The following is a 16,281-nucleotide window of genomic DNA, read 5'->3' as shown; positions in this document are numbered from 1 at the left end:
GCGTTACTTCCGAAAGCCCTGACAGTTTCATCGTCGGGGCTTTTTGCTTGTTTAAGACGACGCCACTTTGCTCTAAGATGTTGGGCTTGTTTTCACTATCAGATGATTAAGAACCCATGGAAAATCATGAAATCCAGACAGTGCTGATGAATGCACTCTCCCTTCAGGAAGCCCACGTCACTGGCGATGGCAGTCACTTCCAGGTTATTGCTGTGGGTGAGATGTTCGACGGTATGAGCCGTGTGAAGAAACAGCAGGCTGTGTACGCGCCGCTGATGGAATATATTGCGGATAACCGCATCCACGCCCTGTCGATTAAAGCGTTCACCCCGCAAGAGTGGGCACGCGATCGCAAACTAAACGGTTTTTGAGCTGAGGGCGACAGGCCCGCAGCACGGTTGAATTTATAAGAGAGCACACAATGGATAAATTTCGTGTACAGGGGCCAACGCGTCTCCAGGGCGAAGTCACAATTTCTGGCGCGAAAAACGCCGCGCTGCCCATCCTCTTTGCTGCGCTGCTCGCGGAAGAGCCGGTAGAGATTCAGAACGTACCGAAGCTGAAAGATATCGACACCACCATGAAGCTGCTCACCCAGTTGGGCACGAAAGTCGAGCGTAACGGTTCCGTCTGGATCGATGCCAGCAAGGTGAACAACTTCTCTGCGCCTTACGATCTGGTGAAAACCATGCGTGCTTCCATCTGGGCGCTTGGCCCACTGGTGGCGCGTTTCGGTCAGGGTCAGGTTTCGCTGCCAGGTGGCTGCGCCATCGGTGCGCGTCCGGTTGACCTGCACATCTTTGGTCTGGAAAAACTGGGCGCAGAGATCAAGCTGGAAGAAGGCTACGTTAAAGCGTCCGTCAATGGTCGTCTGAAAGGCGCGCACATTGTTATGGACAAAGTGAGCGTAGGCGCAACGGTAACCATTATGTCTGCGGCAACGCTGGCAGAAGGGACCACTATCATCGAAAACGCCGCGCGCGAACCGGAAATTGTGGATACCGCCAACTTCCTCGTGGCGCTGGGTGCGAAGATCTCCGGTCAGGGTACCGACCGTATCACCATCGAAGGCGTTGAACGTCTGGGCGGGGGTGTCTATCGCGTACTGCCGGACCGTATCGAAACTGGTACCTTCCTGGTCGCTGCCGCGATCTCTGGCGGGAAGATTGTTTGTCGCAACGCACAGCCTGATACGCTGGATGCGGTGCTGGCGAAACTGCGTGATGCCGGAGCGGATATCGAAATCGGTGAAGACTGGATCAGCCTCGATATGCATGGACAGCGTCCAAAAGCGGTCAATGTGCGTACGGCGCCACACCCGGCGTTCCCAACGGACATGCAGGCGCAGTTCACCTTGTTGAACCTGGTCGCCGAAGGGACTGGCTTCATCACTGAAACCATTTTCGAGAACCGCTTTATGCACGTACCGGAGCTGATCCGTATGGGGGCACGTGCTGAGATCGAAAGTAATACCGTGATTTGCCATGGCGTTGAGACACTGTCCGGCGCTCAGGTGATGGCAACCGATCTGCGTGCGTCTGCCAGCCTGGTGTTGGCGGGTTGTATCGCGGAAGGTACAACGATCGTGGATCGTATTTATCACATCGATCGTGGCTATGAGCGTATCGAAGATAAACTGCGCGCGCTGGGTGCCAATATCGAGCGTGTGAAGGGCGAGTAATCGTTCCGGCAGCCCCCTGCCAGACATGACCGGGGGGTTGCTGTTCCTGTCAAAAAACGCGTTATTCCTGCGGTTCTTTTTTTACTTTTCTCTGGCGAATCATGCGCGATCTGTCGATAAATTCATGGGTAACGGGATCGTGGTAGCGCGAAGGCCAAATCACCCACGGATGCGTATCCAGCGCCGTCGCGATAATTAATTCTCCTTTTGGCCAGGGGCGGGTGAGGGCGTTTGCCAGAGTTGAAGAACTCAGTCCATGGCGGCGGGACTCTGCTGCCAGTGAAGTGCCTCTTTTGCGCAGTGCGGCAATAATATCAGCCGTGTGCCAGTCGATAAATTTCGTATCCATAACGCCGTCCTTAAGTTCGGATTCACCTACGCCGTTTCTTCTGAAACGACGGGTTTACTATACCCATTTCGAACTCTTGTTCTAAAAAGTTCGCGTTACTTGAAGGAATATTCAGAATAAGACACGGCTTTATTCATGCGGTCTCTAAGCCGATGAATTTACGTGAATGCGGAATTTACAGGTGTGTACTGGAATCTCCCCGCCAGGAACGCGGGGAGAGAAAGCAAGATTAACGGTCGCGCTGAACGGCGATGTGGGCAAGGCCAATCAGTGCCTCGCGCCATGGGCTGTCGGGAATGACCTGGAGTGCTTCGATGGCTTTGTCGGCTTCTTCTTCCGCACGCTGACGCGTCCATTCCAGCGAGCCGCAGATCGCCATGGTTTCCAGCACGGGTTCCAGAAGATGGCGGCCATTTCCCTGCTCAATCGCTTCACGGATCATTTTCGCCTGATCGGCCGTTCCGTTACGCATGGCGTGGAGCAGCGGCAGGGTCGGTTTGCCTTCGTTCAGGTCATCGCCAACGTTTTTGCCGAGCGTCTCGCCGTCCGCACTGTAGTCCAGCAGATCGTCAATCAGCTGGAAGGCTGTGCCAAGATAGCGGCCATAGTCCTGCAGGCCTTTTTCCTGTGCTTCGGTACAGCCAGCCAAAATGCCGGAACACTGGGCCGCCGCTTCAAACAGACGCGCGGTTTTGCTGTAGATGACGCGCATGTAGTTTTCTTCGGTGATGTCCGGGTCGTTGACGTTCATCAGCTGCAGCACTTCGCCTTCAGCAATGACGTTTACGGCTTCGGACATCACCTCCAGCACTTTCAGGGAACCCAGGCTGGTCATCATCTGGAAGGCGCGGGTATAGATAAAATCCCCCACCAGGACGCTGGCGGCGTTCCCGAACGCGGCGTTAGCCGTGGCTTTGCCACGACGCATATCCGATTCATCCACCACATCGTCGTGCAGAAGCGTCGCCGTGTGGATAAATTCGATGAGCGCTGCGATAGTGATGTGAGCATTTCCCTGATAACCAACGGCTCTGGCAGCCAGAATGGCAATCATCGGACGAATGCGTTTACCGCCGCCGCTGACAATGTAATAGCCCAACTGATTGATCAGCTGAACGTCAGAGTTGAGTTGCTCCAGGATTGCTGCATTCACACCCGCCATATCTTGCGCGGTTAACTCGTTGATTTTTTCTAAATTCATCGCAAAAGCCGGGCTTTTTATCCTGTTGATCCCATCTTCAATGGGGTAACGAAGGGTTTCGGTTTATCAATAGTAGTGCTGATTGTACTGAAAAAACGGCTCAGATAAACGTTACCGTACGTGTTGTGTTTTTTTTCTTCATGTATTGACGGTAGCACTTGTCAAAGGCTCGCGTTTTGCGTAATATTCGCGCCCTATTGTGAATATTTATAGCGCACTCTGATTCATACGAGGACGTGCGCGGAAGCGGAGTTTATATGTACGCGGTTTTCCAAAGTGGTGGTAAACAACACCGAGTAAGCGAAGGTCAGACCGTTCGCCTGGAAAAGCTGGACATCGCAACTGGCGAATCTGTTGAGTTCGCAGAAGTTCTGATGATCGCAAACGGTGAAGAAGTCAAAATCGGCGTTCCTTTCGTTGATGGCGGCGTTATCAAAGCTGAAGTTGTTGCACACGGTCGTGGCGAGAAAGTTAAAATCGTTAAGTTTCGTCGTCGTAAGCACTACCGTAAGCAGCAGGGCCACCGTCAGTGGTTCACTGATGTGAAAATTACTGGCATCAGCGCCTAAGACCTGAGGAGAGATTTAAATGGCACATAAAAAGGCTGGCGGCTCCACACGTAACGGTCGCGATTCAGAAGCTAAACGCCTGGGCGTTAAGCGTTTCGGTGGCGAATCCGTTCTGGCGGGTAGCATCATCGTTCGTCAACGTGGTACCAAATTCCACGCTGGCAACAACGTAGGTTGCGGTCGTGACCACACTCTGTTTGCTAAAGCAGACGGTAAAGTGAAATTTGAAGTTAAAGGCCCGAACAACCGTAAATACATCAGCATCGTTGCTGAGTAAGGTTTTCTCGGTCCGGTAACGGATTAAAGCCCCGCAACCTGTTGCGGGGCTTTTTACATTGGAAACCCGGTAATTTTTTCTGTAGGGAAAACGGGCATGAAGCAGCAGGCCGGCATAGGAATTCTTTTGGCGCTCACAACCGCAATGTGCTGGGGTGCGCTGCCAATTGCAATGAAGCAGGTACTGGAAGTGATGGAGCCGCCTACGGTGGTCTTTTATCGCTTTCTGATGGCAAGCATCGGCCTCGGGGCGATTCTGGCCGTCAAAGGTAAGCTTCCACCCTTGCGGCTCTTCCGTAAACCGCGCTGGCTGGTGCTGCTGGCTATCGCGACGGGCGGTCTGTTCGGTAACTTCATCCTGTTCAGCTCTTCCCTGCAATATCTCAGCCCCACGGCGTCGCAGGTGATTGGTCAGCTTTCGCCGGTGGGCATGATGGTCGCCAGCGTCTTTATCCTCAAGGAGAAGATGCGCGGTACGCAGATTATCGGGGCGAGCATGCTGTTGTGCGGTCTGGTGATGTTCTTCAACACCAGTCTGATCGAGATTTTTACCCGCCTGACGGATTACACATGGGGTGTCATTTTCGGTGTGGGGGCAGCAACGGTCTGGGTGAGCTATGGTGTCGCGCAAAAGGTGTTATTGCGTCGGCTTGCCTCACAGCAGATCCTCTTTTTGCTGTACACTTTGTGTACAATAGCATTGCTGCCATTAGCGAAGCCGGGCGTAATTACCCAGCTTAGCGACTGGCAACTGGCGTGCCTCATTTTTTGTGGGCTGAACACGCTGGTCGGTTATGGCGCGCTGGCCGAAGCGATGGCGCGCTGGCAGGCAGCACAGGTGAGCGCATTAATCACGCTTACCCCGCTGTTTACGCTGTTATTTTCAGATTTGTTATCAATGGCCTGGCCCGATGTCTTCGTCAGACCGATGCTCAACCTGTTGGGTTATCTCGGTGCGTTTGTCGTGGTTGCGGGCGCGATGTATTCCGCCATTGGTCATCGTCTCTGGGGACGCTGGCGCAAAAATGAAGCGGTTGTAGTGGTCCCCCGCTCAGGCGAATGAGTTACGGAGAGTAAAATGAAGTTTGTTGATGAAGCGACGATCCTGGTCGTGGCTGGTGATGGCGGCAACGGTTGCGTGAGCTTCCGCCGTGAAAAGTATATCCCTCGTGGCGGTCCTGATGGCGGCGACGGTGGGGATGGTGGTGACGTGTGGCTGGAGGCGGATGAGAACCTCAACACGCTGATCGACTACCGTTTCGAAAAATCCTTCCGCGCTGAACGTGGTCAGAACGGACAGAGCCGTGACTGTACCGGGAAACGCGGTAAAGACGTCACCATTAAAGTGCCGGTCGGTACGCGTGTGATTGACCAGGGGACGGGTGAAACCATGGGTGACATGACCAAACACGGTCAGCGCCTGATGGTGGCGAAAGGCGGCTGGCACGGTCTGGGTAACAGCCGTTTCAAATCTTCCGTTAACCGTACGCCGCGTCAGAAAACGATGGGTACGCCGGGCGATAAGCGCGACCTGCAGCTGGAGCTGATGCTTCTGGCTGACGTGGGTATGCTGGGTATGCCAAACGCGGGTAAATCGACGTTTATTCGCGCCGTCTCCGCGGCCAAGCCAAAAGTGGCGGACTATCCGTTTACCACGCTGGTACCAAGCCTGGGCGTTGTCCGTATGGATAACGAGAAGAGCTTTGTGGTTGCCGATATTCCGGGTCTGATTGAAGGCGCCGCGGAAGGGGCGGGTCTGGGTATTCGCTTCCTGAAACACCTTGAGCGCTGCCGCGTGCTGCTGCACCTCATTGATATCGATCCTATCGACGGTTCCGATCCGGTTGAAAACGCCCGCATCATCGTTGGCGAGCTGGAGAAATACAGCGAAAAACTGGCGAATAAACCACGCTGGCTGGTCTTCAACAAGATCGACCTGATGGACAAAGCCGAAGCGGAAGCAAAAGCAAAAGCCATTGCTGAAGCGATGGGTTGGGAAGATAAATACTACCTGATCTCTGCGGCAAGCCAGGTCGGCGTGAAAGATCTGTGCTGGGATGTGATGACCTTCATCATTGAGAACCCAATTGTTCAGGCGGAAGAAGTCAAACAGCCTGAAAAAGTCGAATTCATGTGGGATGACTACCACCGCCAGCAGCTCGAAGAGCTGGAAGCGGAAGAAGACGATGAAGACTGGGACGATGACTGGGATGAAGACGACGAAGAAGGCGTCGAGTTCATCTACAAGCACTAATTGCTGTTCAAAGCCCCCGTTATGGGGGCTTTTTTATTCCAGCGTTGCGGGCAGCCAGCAGCTGGCGATTAAACCGCCTTCAGCGCCATTCTCAAGCGTCAGCCTGCCGTGGTGGAGCTGGAGGATGCGCTGCACGATGCTCAGGCCCAGACCGCTGCCTCCGTAGCGCTGGTCAAGACGGCGGAATGGCTCGGTAATGGACTGCCGGTGCGCTTCATCAATCCCCGGGCCCTGATCGATAACGCTGATCTGCGTCCCGCCGTCGACCTCGGTTAATGTCACTGTAATCGTTGTCCCTGTCGGGCTGTAGCGCCCGGCATTCTCCAGCAGGTTGCGCAGCATCAGGCGCAGGAGAACGGCGTCTCCCTGAACCGTGAGCGCGCTTTTAGCGGGCCAAATCACCGTATGCTCTTTGGCTTCATGCCCAAGGCCGAGAGGTTCGATGATATTTTCCGTCCAGCTCACGGTTTCGTAGTGGCCGCTCGCCATTGCCTGTCCGGCACGGGCCAGCATCAGCAGCTGTTCGACGGTATGCATGAGCTGATCGATACGGCTAACCAGCGTGGCGGCCTGAGGCGCACCTGACTGCGACATCAGCTCCAGATGGAGCCGGATACCGGCCAGAGGCGTTCTCAGTTCGTGTGCGGCGTCTGCGGTGAAGAGACGCTCCTGTTGAATGGTGCTATCCAGCCGGGCCAGCAGCTGGTTCAGGGAGGTCGTCACCGCGCCAATTTCTTCCATGTCGGAATACATAGGAAGCGGGGTTAAGTTATCGGCTGAGCGGTTAGCGAGGCTGTCGCGGAGCTTATTCAGCGGCCGGGTTATCCAGGTGACGGCCCAGAAGGAGAAGAACAGGGTAAAACCGACCATCACCAGGGAAGGGACCAGCAGCGAGGCAATCGCTTCGCGGATCTCTTTCTCAACGTGATTATTGCGCGCTTTCGCTGACAGCGTTTCGTTGACCAGAAAACCAATCTGTTCACGGCTTTCATGCCACAGCCAGATGACGCTTATCAGCTGGAAAAATAACAGAATGACCGCCAGCAGCACCATCAAACGCCGACGCATGCTGTTCATTTCTGGCTCTCCAGACGGTAGCCGACGCCGCGAACGGTTTTGATCCTGTCTTTGCCGAGCTTACGCCGCAGGTTATGAATATGGACCTCAAGGGTATTTGACCCGGGATCGTCCTGCCAGGAGTAGATATCCTGCTGGAGCGTTTCTCGGTGTACCGTTTGCCCGCTGCGCATGATCAGACGCGTAAGCAAGGCGAACTCTTTTGGCGTCACCTCTACGGCCTGATCCTGACGCAGCACCTGCTGGGTTTGCAAATTCAGCGTAATATCGCCGTCGGTCAGTAAGTTATCACTATGGCCCTGATAGCGGCGAATCAACGCTCGCACCCGAGCCTGCAGCTCCGCGAGCGCAAAAGGCTTCACCAGGTAATCGTCTGCGCCTGCATCGAGGCCGGTGATACGGTCTTCAATGGCATCACGTGCCGTCAGGATCAATACCGGGTTGGCGATGCCGCGACGTCGCCACTGGCTGAGCAGCGTGGCGCCGTCTTTATCCGGCAAGCCCAAATCGAGGATCACCAGGCTGTATTCGCCGCTCTGGATCAGGGCATCCGCCTCTGCTGCGGTGCCTGCACAGTCGAGAGCATACCCTTCATTGGCCAGCCCCAGCGCCAGCCCTTCCTGCAATAACAGATCGTCTTCAACTATAAGTAGTTTCATCGCTAGTTATTCTGGTAGATGTCCTTATAAAGCCTGCTTTCGAAGCGAACCAGTGGAATACGACGATTGCGCTGGTCGGTCGGTTCGACGGCATAGCCGGAAAGATACTGCACGAATGCCATGCGCTGTCCGCTGGCGGTAGTGATGAAGCCTGCAAGGTTATAAACCCCCTGCAGTGAGCCTGTTTTCGCGGAGACTTTGCCATCCACGCCCGCGGCGTGAAGCCCTGCGCGGTACTGCAGTGAACCGTCATGCCCGGCCAGCGGCAGCATTGAAATAAAGTTTAGCTCAGTGTCATGTTGTGCAATGTACTGAAGCACCTGCATCATCGTGGCCGGAGAGATCAAATTATGGCGCGATAGTCCGGAGCCATCGACGGCGATGGTATTACCCAGATCGATCCCCGCCTGCTGGCGCAGGATCTGCCGAACCGCGTCTGAACCCGCGCGCCAGGTTCCCGGCACGCCGAAACGGGCGTGGCCAATCATGCGAAACACCGTATCGGCAATCATGTTGTCCGACTTTTTCAGCATAATTCGCAGTAAATCGTGCAACGGCGCAGACTGTTTGCTGGCGATGACCGTGCCGGGCTGGTTGACCTGCGTCTGACGAAGCAGGGTGCCGGAATAGGTTATTCCCGCTTGTTTCAGCTCATCTTTCAGAATGGCGCCTGCATAGCTTGCGCCATCCTGTATCGCAAAAGCCAGCGGCAACGGATCGGCGCGCTGCGTCAGGCAGCCGGTCAGCGTGAAGCGGTTAAGATCGCCTGGCACCACATCCAGTTCGCAATACTGTGCATCAGGAGAGCCCTTGGCCAGCGTGCGAACCTGGCTAAACATGGTGACCGGGTAGTAGGACGCTATGCGGATAAACGCTAAATCATCCGGCTTTGGCGCACTGTAAAGCGAAACCGAGAAGCAGTTGCGGTCAACAATCGCGGCGGCGGGCGGGGCGCTAAAGCACTGCGTCATGTCGTTCCACGGCCAGCCCGGGGCTTTATCGTGGCTGGCAAAGATGGAGGTATCGATCAGCACATTGCCGTCAATTTTCTGCACGCCGGTTTTTTTCAGCACCGCAACCATATTGCGGATATCCTGGCGTTTAAAGGTCGGATCGCCGCCAAAACGGGCGATAAGATCGCCTTTTAGTTCGCCACCCTCGACGTTACCTTTGGTTTCAAGGGTGGTAGTAAAACGGAAGTCAGGCCCGAGCTGGAGCAGGGCGGCGAGGGCGGTGATCACCTTTTGGGTACTGGCAGGCAGCGCCATCTGTTGACTGTGATAGTCAATCTCGGGAGCCTGTGCGCCAACCTTCTGCACCATCAGGGCGAGGTTCGCGCCTGCGGGAAGCTGATTAATGTACTCATCAACATTCGCGGCCTGAGCGGTGAACGTTATACTGGTAGTCAATCCGATGATAAAACTGGAAAATCGCATAATCTCGCGCTAACAACCCGAAAACAAACCGTCATACTACGGTGCATGGCACTGCAAAGTAAACGATGACCCATAGTGAACTTCGCGGTAAAATGCGTATCAAATTGAAAAATTGCTGCTGACCTGGGGCATCGCTCCCGGGTCGGTTTTCTTTTTGCTTCTTGCCCGCTTAAAGGGGGCAGGAGCAGGGAACACTGCTCCCAACAGGAATGTTTAAGAGGTATAACAAATGCAAGCTATTCCGATGACCTTACGTGGTGCCGAAAAACTGCGCGAAGAGCTGGATTTCCTGAAATCCGTGCGTCGTCCTGAAATCATCGCCGCTATCGCGGATGCGCGCGAGCATGGCGACCTGAAAGAGAATGCTGAATACCACGCCGCGCGTGAGCAGCAGGGTTTCTGTGAAGGGCGTATTAAAGATATCGAAGCAAAGCTGTCCAATGCACAGGTTATCGATATCACTAAGATGCCGAATAATGGCCGTGTGATCTTTGGTTCTACCGTTACCGTGCTGAACCTGGACAACGACGAAGAGCAGACCTATCGCATCGTGGGTGATGATGAAGCTGACTTCAAACAGAACCTGATTTCGGTGAACTCGCCGATTGCTCGCGGCCTGATTGGCAAAGAGCAGGACGATGTTGTCACCATCCGCACCCCTGGCGGTGAAGTAGAATACGAAATTATTAAGGTTGAATACCTGTAATTCGCTTCTCGACTAAGATGTTGATACATTGTAAAGAAAAGAAAAAGGCCGCGTAGCGGCCTTTTATCAACTCAAGGAGCATGGCATTTTGCTCGCCTGCTGACAGAAATCCCTCGTTTCACACAGAAAATGTGTTTAATTCAGGATATCCTTAACGTGGCAGCGAGATTTTACGCTCTTTAGACGGGCGGTAGAGCACCAGCGTTTTACCGATGACCTGTACATTACAGGCGCCGGTTTCGCGCACGATGGCTTCCACGATCAGGTTTTTAGTGTCTCTGTCTTCAGAGGCGATTTTCACCTTGATCAGCTCGTGGTGTTCCAGCGCTTGTTCAATCTCGGCAAGCACCCCTTCGGTCAAACCATTGTTGCCAAGCATCACTACAGGCTTGAGCGGATGTGCCAGACCTTTAAGGTGCTGTTTTTGTTTAGTACTCAGATTCATCGTATATTTTTGCTTACGTTGGGATTGAAAACGGTTCATTCTACCGCCATCTCCCTTATATCGCCAAATAGCTGCGTAGAAATTTACGTCACAGGCAAGCAACGATGAACCAGGACGGAAATGTTAAATGACAGGTAAAAAGCGTTCTGCCAGCTCCAGCCGCTGGCTCCAGGAACACTTTAGCGATAAATATGTTCAACAGGCACAGAAAAAGGGGTTGCGTTCCCGTGCCTGGTTTAAACTTGATGAAATACAGCAAAGTGACAAACTTTTTAAGCCGGGGATGACGGTTGTTGACCTCGGTGCGGCACCTGGCGGATGGTCCCAGTATGCGGTAACGCAGATCGGCGGAACGGGCCGAATTATCGCGTGCGATCTTTTACCAATGGATCCCATCGTCGGTGTCGACTTCCTTCAGGGCGACTTTCGTGATGAATTAGTGCTGAAAGCGTTACTTGATCGTGTAGGTGACAGTAAGGTCCAGGTTGTCATGTCAGATATGGCACCAAATATGTGCGGAACACCGGCGGTGGATATCCCCCGCGCCATGTATCTGGTGGAGCTAGCGTTAGAAATGTGTCGTGATGTACTAGCGCCTGGTGGTAGTTTTGTTGTGAAGGTGTTTCAGGGCGAAGGTTTCGAGGAGTATCTTAAGGAAATTCGCTCCCTGTTTGCGAAGGTCAAAGTTCGTAAGCCGGACTCTTCCCGGGCCCGTTCCCGTGAAGTGTATATTGTAGCGACCGGGCGAAAATGATAACCGGGAGATTTCAGACGAAAGTTTGAATGAAACTGGATATAGAGTATCCTGACGCTGTTTTTAACACAGTTGTAATATGAGGTTAATCCCTTGAGTGACATGGCGAAAAACCTAATACTCTGGCTGGTCATTGCCGTTGTGCTGATGTCAGTATTCCAGAGCTTTGGGCCCAGCGAGTCGAATGGCCGCAAGGTGGATTATTCTACCTTCCTGCAGGAGGTCAATCAGGACCAGGTTCGCGAAGCGCGTATCAACGGACGTGAGATCAACGTTACCAAGAAAGATAGTAACCGTTACACGACTTACATCCCGGTGAACGATCCTAAGCTGCTTGATAACCTTCTGACTAAAAACGTCAAGGTGGTAGGTGAGCCGCCAGAAGAACCAAGCCTGCTGGCTTCTATCTTCATTTCCTGGTTCCCGATGCTGCTTCTTATCGGCGTCTGGATCTTCTTTATGCGCCAGATGCAGGGCGGCGGTGGCAAAGGTGCCATGTCGTTCGGTAAGAGCAAGGCGCGTATGTTGACGGAAGATCAGATCAAGACCACTTTTGCGGACGTTGCCGGGTGTGACGAAGCGAAAGAAGAGGTCGGTGAACTGGTTGAATACCTGCGTGAACCGAGCCGTTTCCAGAAACTGGGCGGTAAAATCCCGAAAGGCGTGCTGATGGTTGGCCCTCCGGGTACCGGTAAAACCCTGCTGGCGAAAGCCATCGCGGGTGAAGCGAAGGTGCCGTTCTTTACTATTTCAGGTTCTGACTTCGTCGAAATGTTCGTGGGTGTTGGTGCATCTCGTGTGCGTGACATGTTCGAGCAGGCCAAGAAGGCAGCACCGTGCATTATCTTCATCGATGAAATCGACGCCGTAGGCCGCCAGCGTGGCGCAGGCCTGGGTGGTGGTCACGATGAACGTGAACAGACGCTGAACCAGATGCTGGTTGAGATGGACGGCTTCGAAGGTAACGAAGGTATCATCGTTATCGCGGCGACTAACCGTCCGGACGTTCTTGACCCGGCGCTGCTGCGTCCAGGCCGTTTCGACCGTCAGGTTGTTGTCGGTCTGCCGGATGTTCGCGGTCGTGAACAGATTCTGAAAGTTCACATGCGTCGCGTACCGCTGGCACCCGACATCGACGCGGCAATCATTGCGCGCGGTACTCCGGGCTTCTCCGGTGCGGATCTCGCTAACCTGGTCAACGAAGCTGCACTGTTTGCCGCTCGCGGTAACAAGCGCGTCGTGTCGATGGTGGAGTTCGAGAAAGCGAAAGACAAGATCATGATGGGTGCGGAACGTCGCTCCATGGTGATGACGGAAGCGCAGAAAGAGTCCACGGCTTACCACGAAGCCGGTCACGCGATTATTGGTCGTCTGGTGCCGGAACACGATCCGGTGCATAAAGTGACGATTATTCCGCGTGGTCGTGCGCTGGGTGTGACCTTCTTCCTGCCTGAAGGCGACGCGATCAGCGCCAGCCGTCAGAAGCTGGAAAGCCAGATCTCAACCCTGTACGGTGGTCGTCTGGCCGAAGAGATTATCTACGGTCCGGAACATGTTTCTACCGGTGCGTCGAACGACATTAAAGTGGCGACAAACCTGGCGCGTAACATGGTGACTCAGTGGGGCTTCTCCGACAAACTCGGTCCACTGCTCTATGCAGAGGAAGAGGGCGAAGTGTTCCTGGGCCGCTCCGTGGCAAAAGCGAAACATATGTCCGATGAAACGGCTCGTATCATCGACCAGGAAGTGAAAGCGCTGATTGAACGTAACTACGGTCGCGCGCGCCAGATCCTGAATGACAACATGGACATTCTGCATTCCATGAAAGATGCGCTCATGAAATATGAGACCATCGATGCACCGCAGATTGACGACCTGATGGCGCGCCGTGAAGTGCGTCCGCCAGCAGGCTGGGAAGACCCAGGCGCTTCCAATAACTCTGACAACAATGGCACCCCGCGTGCGCCGCGTCCGGTTGATGAACCGCGTACGCCAAACCCGGGCAACACCATGTCAGAACAGTTGGGCGATAAGTAAGTCACTGCTGTTGAAGCGTTTGTCTGTAACTCAAACCCTGGAGCTTGCTCCGGGGTTTTTCATTTCTGTTTAACCATTTAGATATCAGGGATTTCGCCATGAAATTATTCGCTCAGGACTCGCATCTCGATCTTTCACATCCCCATGTGATGGGGATCCTGAATGTTACCCCTGACTCCTTCTCTGACGGTGGCACGCATAACACGCTTATCGAGGCGGTTAAGCACGCGAATTTAATGATCAATGCTGGTGCCACCATCATTGACGTTGGCGGCGAATCGACGCGTCCCGGTGCGGCGGACGTGTCTGTGGAAGAAGAGCTGGCGCGCGTGGTGCCGGTCGTTGAAGCTATCGCGCAGCGGTTTGAAGTGTGGATATCCGTTGATACCTCCAAACCGGAAGTGATCCGTGAAGTGGCGAGAGTGGGCGCTCACATTATCAATGATATTCGTTCACTTACCGAACCGGGGGCGATTGAGGCGGCTGCGGAAACCGGGCTGCCGGTTTGCCTGATGCATATGCAGGGGCAGCCGAAAACCATGCAGGACGCGCCGAAGTATGACGATGTCTTTGCCGACGTAAACCGCTTCTTTATTGAGCATATCGAACGCTGCGAACGTGCAGGTATCCCAAAAGAGAAATTGCTGCTCGACCCGGGGTTCGGTTTCGGTAAAAATCTCTCCCACAACTATGCGCTGCTTGCGCGCTTATCGGAATTTCATCACTTTGGCCTGCCGCTGCTGGTGGGGATGTCGAGGAAATCGATGATTGGCCAGTTGCTGAATGTAGGCCCGAGCGAACGCCTGAGCGGCAGCCTGGCCTGCGCGGTGATTGCGGCGATGCAGGGTGCGCACATCATTCGTGTCCATGACGTCAAAGAAACAGTAGAAGCCATGCGTGTGGTGGAAGCCACACTGGCAGCGAAGGAAAACAAACGCTATGAGTAATCGTAAATATTTTGGTACCGACGGTATCCGCGGGCGCGTAGGCGATGCTCCCATCACCCCTGATTTTGTCCTGAAGCTCGGCTGGGCTGCCGGCAAGGTTCTGGCGCGTCATGGCTCACGTAAAATTATCATCGGTAAAGACACCCGTATTTCCGGCTATATGCTGGAATCCGCGCTGGAAGCGGGGCTGGCGGCGGCTGGGCTTTCTGCTTCCTTTACAGGCCCGATGCCAACGCCTGCGGTCGCGTATCTGACGCGCACCTTCCGTGCGGAAGCGGGGATTGTCATCTCGGCCTCTCACAACCCGTTCTACGACAACGGCATTAAATTCTTCTCTATTGATGGCACTAAGCTGCCGGATGAGGTGGAAGAAGCCATTGAAGCTGAAATGGAAAAAGAGATCACCTGTGTTGATTCCGCAGAGCTGGGTAAAGCGAACCGTATTGTTGATGCGGCGGGTCGCTATATCGAATTCTGTAAAGGCACCTTCCCGAATGAGCTGAGCCTGGCGCACCTCAAAATTGTGGTGGACTGCGCAAATGGCGCGACCTACCACATCGCCCCGAATGTCTTCCGCGAGCTCGGTGCGAAAGTGATCGCCATTGGCTGTGAGCCGGATGGTCTGAACATCAACGAGCAGGTCGGTGCGACGGACGTTCGTGCCCTGCAGGCGCGCGTTCTGGCAGAAAAAGCCGATCTGGGCATTGCGCTGGACGGCGACGGTGACCGCGTGATCATGGTTGATCACGAAGGTAACAAGGTCGACGGCGACCAGATCCTCTACATTATTGCGCGTGAAGGTCTGCGTCAGGGTCAGCTGCGCGGCGGTGCGGTCGGGACGCTGATGAGTAACATGGGCCTGGAACTGGCGCTGAAACAGCTCGGTATTCCGTTCGTTCGCGCGAAAGTGGGTGACCGCTATGTGCTGGAAAAATTGCAGGAGAAGGGCTGGCGTATCGGCGCGGAGAACTCAGGTCACGTGATCCTGCTCGACAAAACCACCACCGGTGACGGAATTGTGGCCGCGCTGCAGGTGGTTGCCGCAATGGCGCGCAACCATATGAGCCTGCACGACCTGTGCAGCGGCATGAAAATGTTCCCACAGATTCTGGTCAACGTACGTTTTACTGCCGGCAAAGGCGACCCGCTGGAAAATGAGAACGTGAAAGCGGTGATGGCGGATGTTGAAGCGGCCCTCGGCAGCCGTGGACGCGTGCTGCTGCGTAAGTCTGGTACCGAACCGCTGATCCGCGTAATGGTGGAAGGCGAAGACGAAGCGCAGGTAACCGAATTTGCGCACCGTATTGCGGATGCCGTAAAAGCTGCATAATCTTGCACGCTAAATGTTTAAAAAGGCGGCGTTTGCCGCCTTTGTTTTAAGCAATTAATGGCTTTTTGCTGTTTTTTTCCGCAGTTGATACAATGCGTCGAAAATGCCCTTGCGAAGGTGATTCGCTTTGGTTAGTATTCACACCCGCTTCAGTGGGAAACAAAAATCCTGCTAATTGGTCGAAGCATTGGTATGCGGCAAATCCGCAAGGAACAGGTTGATTATGTACGAAGCTCTTTTAGTTGTTTTCCTTATTGTAGCCATCGCTCTCGTAGCGCTGATTATGCTGCAGCAAGGTAAAGGCGCTGATATGGGAGCCTCCTTCGGAGCAGGCGCTTCCGGTACGCTGTTTGGTTCAAGTGGTTCTGCGAACTTCATGACCCGCACTACGGCGATTCTGGCTACGCTGTTCTTCATCATCAGTCTGGTGCTTGGCAATATCAACAGCAACAAGACCAGCAAAGGAAGCGAGTGGGAAAACCTGAGCGCGCCAGCGAAAACTGAGCAGACTCAGCCAGCTGCACCGGCTAAGCCAACCAGCGATATCCCGCACTAAGTAT

At 54.2% G+C, this 16,281-nt stretch carries 18 protein-coding genes; 12 read left to right on the top strand and 6 right to left on the bottom strand.

Annotation, left to right across the window (positions count from 1 at the left end; translation table 11 throughout):
• Nucleotides 1-116: 116 nt before the first annotated feature.
• Together ibaG and murA are read left to right on the top strand one after the other, a co-directional pair.
• The gene (gene ibaG / locus V1572_RS00220) at nt 117-371 is read left to right on the top strand and encodes a BolA family iron metabolism protein IbaG (protein ID WP_008501458.1); all 255 of its coding nucleotides are present in this window, start codon (nt 117-119) and stop codon (nt 369-371) included.
• A 50-nt stretch (nt 372-421) separates the two neighbouring features.
• Nucleotides 422-1,681 carry a UDP-N-acetylglucosamine 1-carboxyvinyltransferase gene (gene murA, locus V1572_RS00215; RefSeq protein ID WP_045910105.1) on the top strand — a complete coding sequence of 420 codons (1,260 nt, stop codon included), beginning with the start codon at nt 422-424 and terminating at the stop codon, nt 1,679-1,681.
• Between the two features lie 61 nt (nt 1,682-1,742).
• Here the strand turns inward: murA and sfsB are convergent, their stop codons facing one another.
• Complete coding sequence (sfsB, locus tag V1572_RS00210) at nt 1,743-2,030, bottom strand: DNA-binding transcriptional regulator SfsB (RefSeq protein WP_048028843.1); 288 nt, start codon at nt 2,028-2,030, stop codon at nt 1,743-1,745.
• A gap of 229 nt (nt 2,031-2,259) precedes the next feature.
• Nucleotides 2,260-3,231 carry an octaprenyl diphosphate synthase gene (gene ispB, locus V1572_RS00205; RefSeq protein ID WP_008501461.1) on the bottom strand — a complete coding sequence of 324 codons (972 nt, stop codon included), beginning with the start codon at nt 3,229-3,231 and terminating at the stop codon, nt 2,260-2,262.
• Between the two features lie 257 nt (nt 3,232-3,488).
• Here ispB and rplU point away from each other — a divergent pair, with 257 nt between their 5' ends.
• The 4 genes from rplU to cgtA all read left to right on the top strand — a co-directional run bounded on the left by rplU (nt 3,489) and on the right by cgtA (nt 6,330).
• Nucleotides 3,489-3,800 carry a 50S ribosomal protein L21 gene (rplU, locus tag V1572_RS00200; RefSeq protein WP_003025032.1) on the top strand — a complete coding sequence of 104 codons (312 nt, stop codon included), beginning with the start codon at nt 3,489-3,491 and terminating at the stop codon, nt 3,798-3,800.
• A 19-nt stretch (nt 3,801-3,819) separates the two neighbouring features.
• Nucleotides 3,820-4,077, top strand: coding sequence for a 50S ribosomal protein L27 (gene rpmA / locus V1572_RS00195; RefSeq protein ID WP_004385076.1), 258 nt, complete (start codon nt 3,820-3,822; stop codon nt 4,075-4,077).
• A gap of 96 nt (nt 4,078-4,173) precedes the next feature.
• Nucleotides 4,174-5,139, top strand: coding sequence for a DMT family transporter (locus tag V1572_RS00190; RefSeq protein ID WP_014833443.1), 966 nt, complete (start codon nt 4,174-4,176; stop codon nt 5,137-5,139).
• A gap of 15 nt (nt 5,140-5,154) precedes the next feature.
• Nucleotides 5,155-6,330: an Obg family GTPase CgtA gene (gene cgtA, locus V1572_RS00185; protein ID WP_021242261.1), complete on the top strand. Its 1,176-nt coding sequence runs from the start codon at nt 5,155-5,157 to the stop codon at nt 6,328-6,330.
• Nucleotides 6,331-6,363: 33 nt separating this feature from the next.
• Here the strand turns inward: cgtA and pmrB are convergent, their stop codons facing one another.
• The 3 genes from pmrB to dacB are packed head-to-tail and all read right to left on the bottom strand — an operon-like array spanning nt 6,364 to nt 9,502.
• Entirely contained in the window at nt 6,364-7,407 is a 1,044-nt protein-coding gene (gene pmrB / locus V1572_RS00180; RefSeq protein WP_045910102.1) for a two-component system sensor histidine kinase PmrB, read from the bottom strand.
• Nucleotides 7,404-8,066 (bottom strand): two-component system response regulator PmrA, encoded by a 663-nt coding sequence (gene pmrA / locus V1572_RS00175; RefSeq protein WP_024906362.1) that lies wholly within the window; start codon nt 8,064-8,066, stop codon nt 7,404-7,406. The genes pmrB and pmrA overlap by 4 nt, the downstream gene beginning before the upstream one ends.
• 2 nt (nt 8,067-8,068) lie before the next feature.
• Nucleotides 8,069-9,502, bottom strand: coding sequence for a serine-type D-Ala-D-Ala carboxypeptidase (dacB, locus tag V1572_RS00170; protein ID WP_021242259.1), 1,434 nt, complete (start codon nt 9,500-9,502; stop codon nt 8,069-8,071).
• Between the two features lie 229 nt (nt 9,503-9,731).
• Between dacB and greA the strand changes: the two genes are divergently transcribed.
• A complete protein-coding gene (gene greA / locus V1572_RS00165; protein WP_014171793.1) occupies nt 9,732-10,208 on the top strand; it encodes a transcription elongation factor GreA in 477 nt (158 codons plus the stop codon).
• A 151-nt stretch (nt 10,209-10,359) separates the two neighbouring features.
• Here greA and yhbY read toward each other — a convergent pair whose 3' ends face one another.
• On the bottom strand, nt 10,360-10,653 hold the full coding sequence (yhbY, locus tag V1572_RS00160) for a ribosome assembly RNA-binding protein YhbY (RefSeq protein ID WP_003861814.1): 294 nt from the start codon (nt 10,651-10,653) through the stop codon (nt 10,360-10,362).
• Nucleotides 10,654-10,780: 127 nt separating this feature from the next.
• Here yhbY and rlmE point away from each other — a divergent pair, with 127 nt between their 5' ends.
• From rlmE to secG, 5 genes are all read left to right on the top strand, one after another.
• A complete protein-coding gene (rlmE, locus tag V1572_RS00155) occupies nt 10,781-11,407 on the top strand; it encodes a 23S rRNA (uridine(2552)-2'-O)-methyltransferase RlmE (RefSeq protein ID WP_003861812.1) in 627 nt (208 codons plus the stop codon).
• A 102-nt stretch (nt 11,408-11,509) separates the two neighbouring features.
• A complete protein-coding gene (gene ftsH / locus V1572_RS00150; protein WP_013098921.1) occupies nt 11,510-13,444 on the top strand; it encodes an ATP-dependent zinc metalloprotease FtsH in 1,935 nt (644 codons plus the stop codon).
• A 98-nt stretch (nt 13,445-13,542) separates the two neighbouring features.
• Nucleotides 13,543-14,391, top strand: a complete 849-nt coding sequence (gene folP, locus V1572_RS00145) for a dihydropteroate synthase (RefSeq protein ID WP_045910100.1) — start codon at nt 13,543-13,545, stop codon at nt 14,389-14,391.
• A complete protein-coding gene (gene glmM / locus V1572_RS00140; protein ID WP_021242257.1) occupies nt 14,384-15,721 on the top strand; it encodes a phosphoglucosamine mutase in 1,338 nt (445 codons plus the stop codon). The genes folP and glmM overlap by 8 nt, the downstream gene beginning before the upstream one ends.
• A 223-nt stretch (nt 15,722-15,944) precedes the next feature.
• Nucleotides 15,945-16,277: a preprotein translocase subunit SecG gene (secG, locus tag V1572_RS00135; protein ID WP_023309338.1), complete on the top strand. Its 333-nt coding sequence runs from the start codon at nt 15,945-15,947 to the stop codon at nt 16,275-16,277.
• Nucleotides 16,278-16,281 lie beyond the last annotated feature (4 nt).

This window comes from Enterobacter quasiroggenkampii (genome assembly GCF_043972695.1).
GTDB lineage: Bacteria > Pseudomonadota > Gammaproteobacteria > Enterobacterales > Enterobacteriaceae > Enterobacter > Enterobacter quasiroggenkampii.
Note: the sequence above shows the minus strand (reverse complement) of the source record. Positions and strands in the feature narration are given on the sequence as shown.

Bases quoted from the DNA above. Each gene is read 5' to 3' on its own strand.
- ibaG (WP_008501458.1), top strand. From the start codon at position 117: ATGGAAAATCATGAAATCCAGACAGTGCTGATGAATGCACTCTCCCTT.
- murA (WP_045910105.1), top strand. From the start codon at position 422: ATGGATAAATTTCGTGTACAGGGGCCAACGCGTCTCCAGGGCGAAGTC.
- sfsB (WP_048028843.1), bottom strand. From the start codon at position 2,030: ATGGATACGAAATTTATCGACTGGCACACGGCTGATATTATTGCCGCA.
- ispB (WP_008501461.1), bottom strand. From the start codon at position 3,231: ATGAATTTAGAAAAAATCAACGAGTTAACCGCGCAAGATATGGCGGGT.
- rplU (WP_003025032.1), top strand. From the start codon at position 3,489: ATGTACGCGGTTTTCCAAAGTGGTGGTAAACAACACCGAGTAAGCGAA.
- rpmA (WP_004385076.1), top strand. From the start codon at position 3,820: ATGGCACATAAAAAGGCTGGCGGCTCCACACGTAACGGTCGCGATTCA.
- V1572_RS00190 (WP_014833443.1), top strand. From the start codon at position 4,174: ATGAAGCAGCAGGCCGGCATAGGAATTCTTTTGGCGCTCACAACCGCA.
- cgtA (WP_021242261.1), top strand. From the start codon at position 5,155: ATGAAGTTTGTTGATGAAGCGACGATCCTGGTCGTGGCTGGTGATGGC.
- pmrB (WP_045910102.1), bottom strand. From the start codon at position 7,407: ATGAACAGCATGCGTCGGCGTTTGATGGTGCTGCTGGCGGTCATTCTG.
- pmrA (WP_024906362.1), bottom strand. From the start codon at position 8,066: ATGAAACTACTTATAGTTGAAGACGATCTGTTATTGCAGGAAGGGCTG.
- dacB (WP_021242259.1), bottom strand. From the start codon at position 9,502: ATGCGATTTTCCAGTTTTATCATCGGATTGACTACCAGTATAACGTTC.
- greA (WP_014171793.1), top strand. From the start codon at position 9,732: ATGCAAGCTATTCCGATGACCTTACGTGGTGCCGAAAAACTGCGCGAA.
- yhbY (WP_003861814.1), bottom strand. From the start codon at position 10,653: ATGAATCTGAGTACTAAACAAAAACAGCACCTTAAAGGTCTGGCACAT.
- rlmE (WP_003861812.1), top strand. From the start codon at position 10,781: ATGACAGGTAAAAAGCGTTCTGCCAGCTCCAGCCGCTGGCTCCAGGAA.
- ftsH (WP_013098921.1), top strand. From the start codon at position 11,510: ATGGCGAAAAACCTAATACTCTGGCTGGTCATTGCCGTTGTGCTGATG.
- folP (WP_045910100.1), top strand. From the start codon at position 13,543: ATGAAATTATTCGCTCAGGACTCGCATCTCGATCTTTCACATCCCCAT.
- glmM (WP_021242257.1), top strand. From the start codon at position 14,384: ATGAGTAATCGTAAATATTTTGGTACCGACGGTATCCGCGGGCGCGTA.
- secG (WP_023309338.1), top strand. From the start codon at position 15,945: ATGTACGAAGCTCTTTTAGTTGTTTTCCTTATTGTAGCCATCGCTCTC.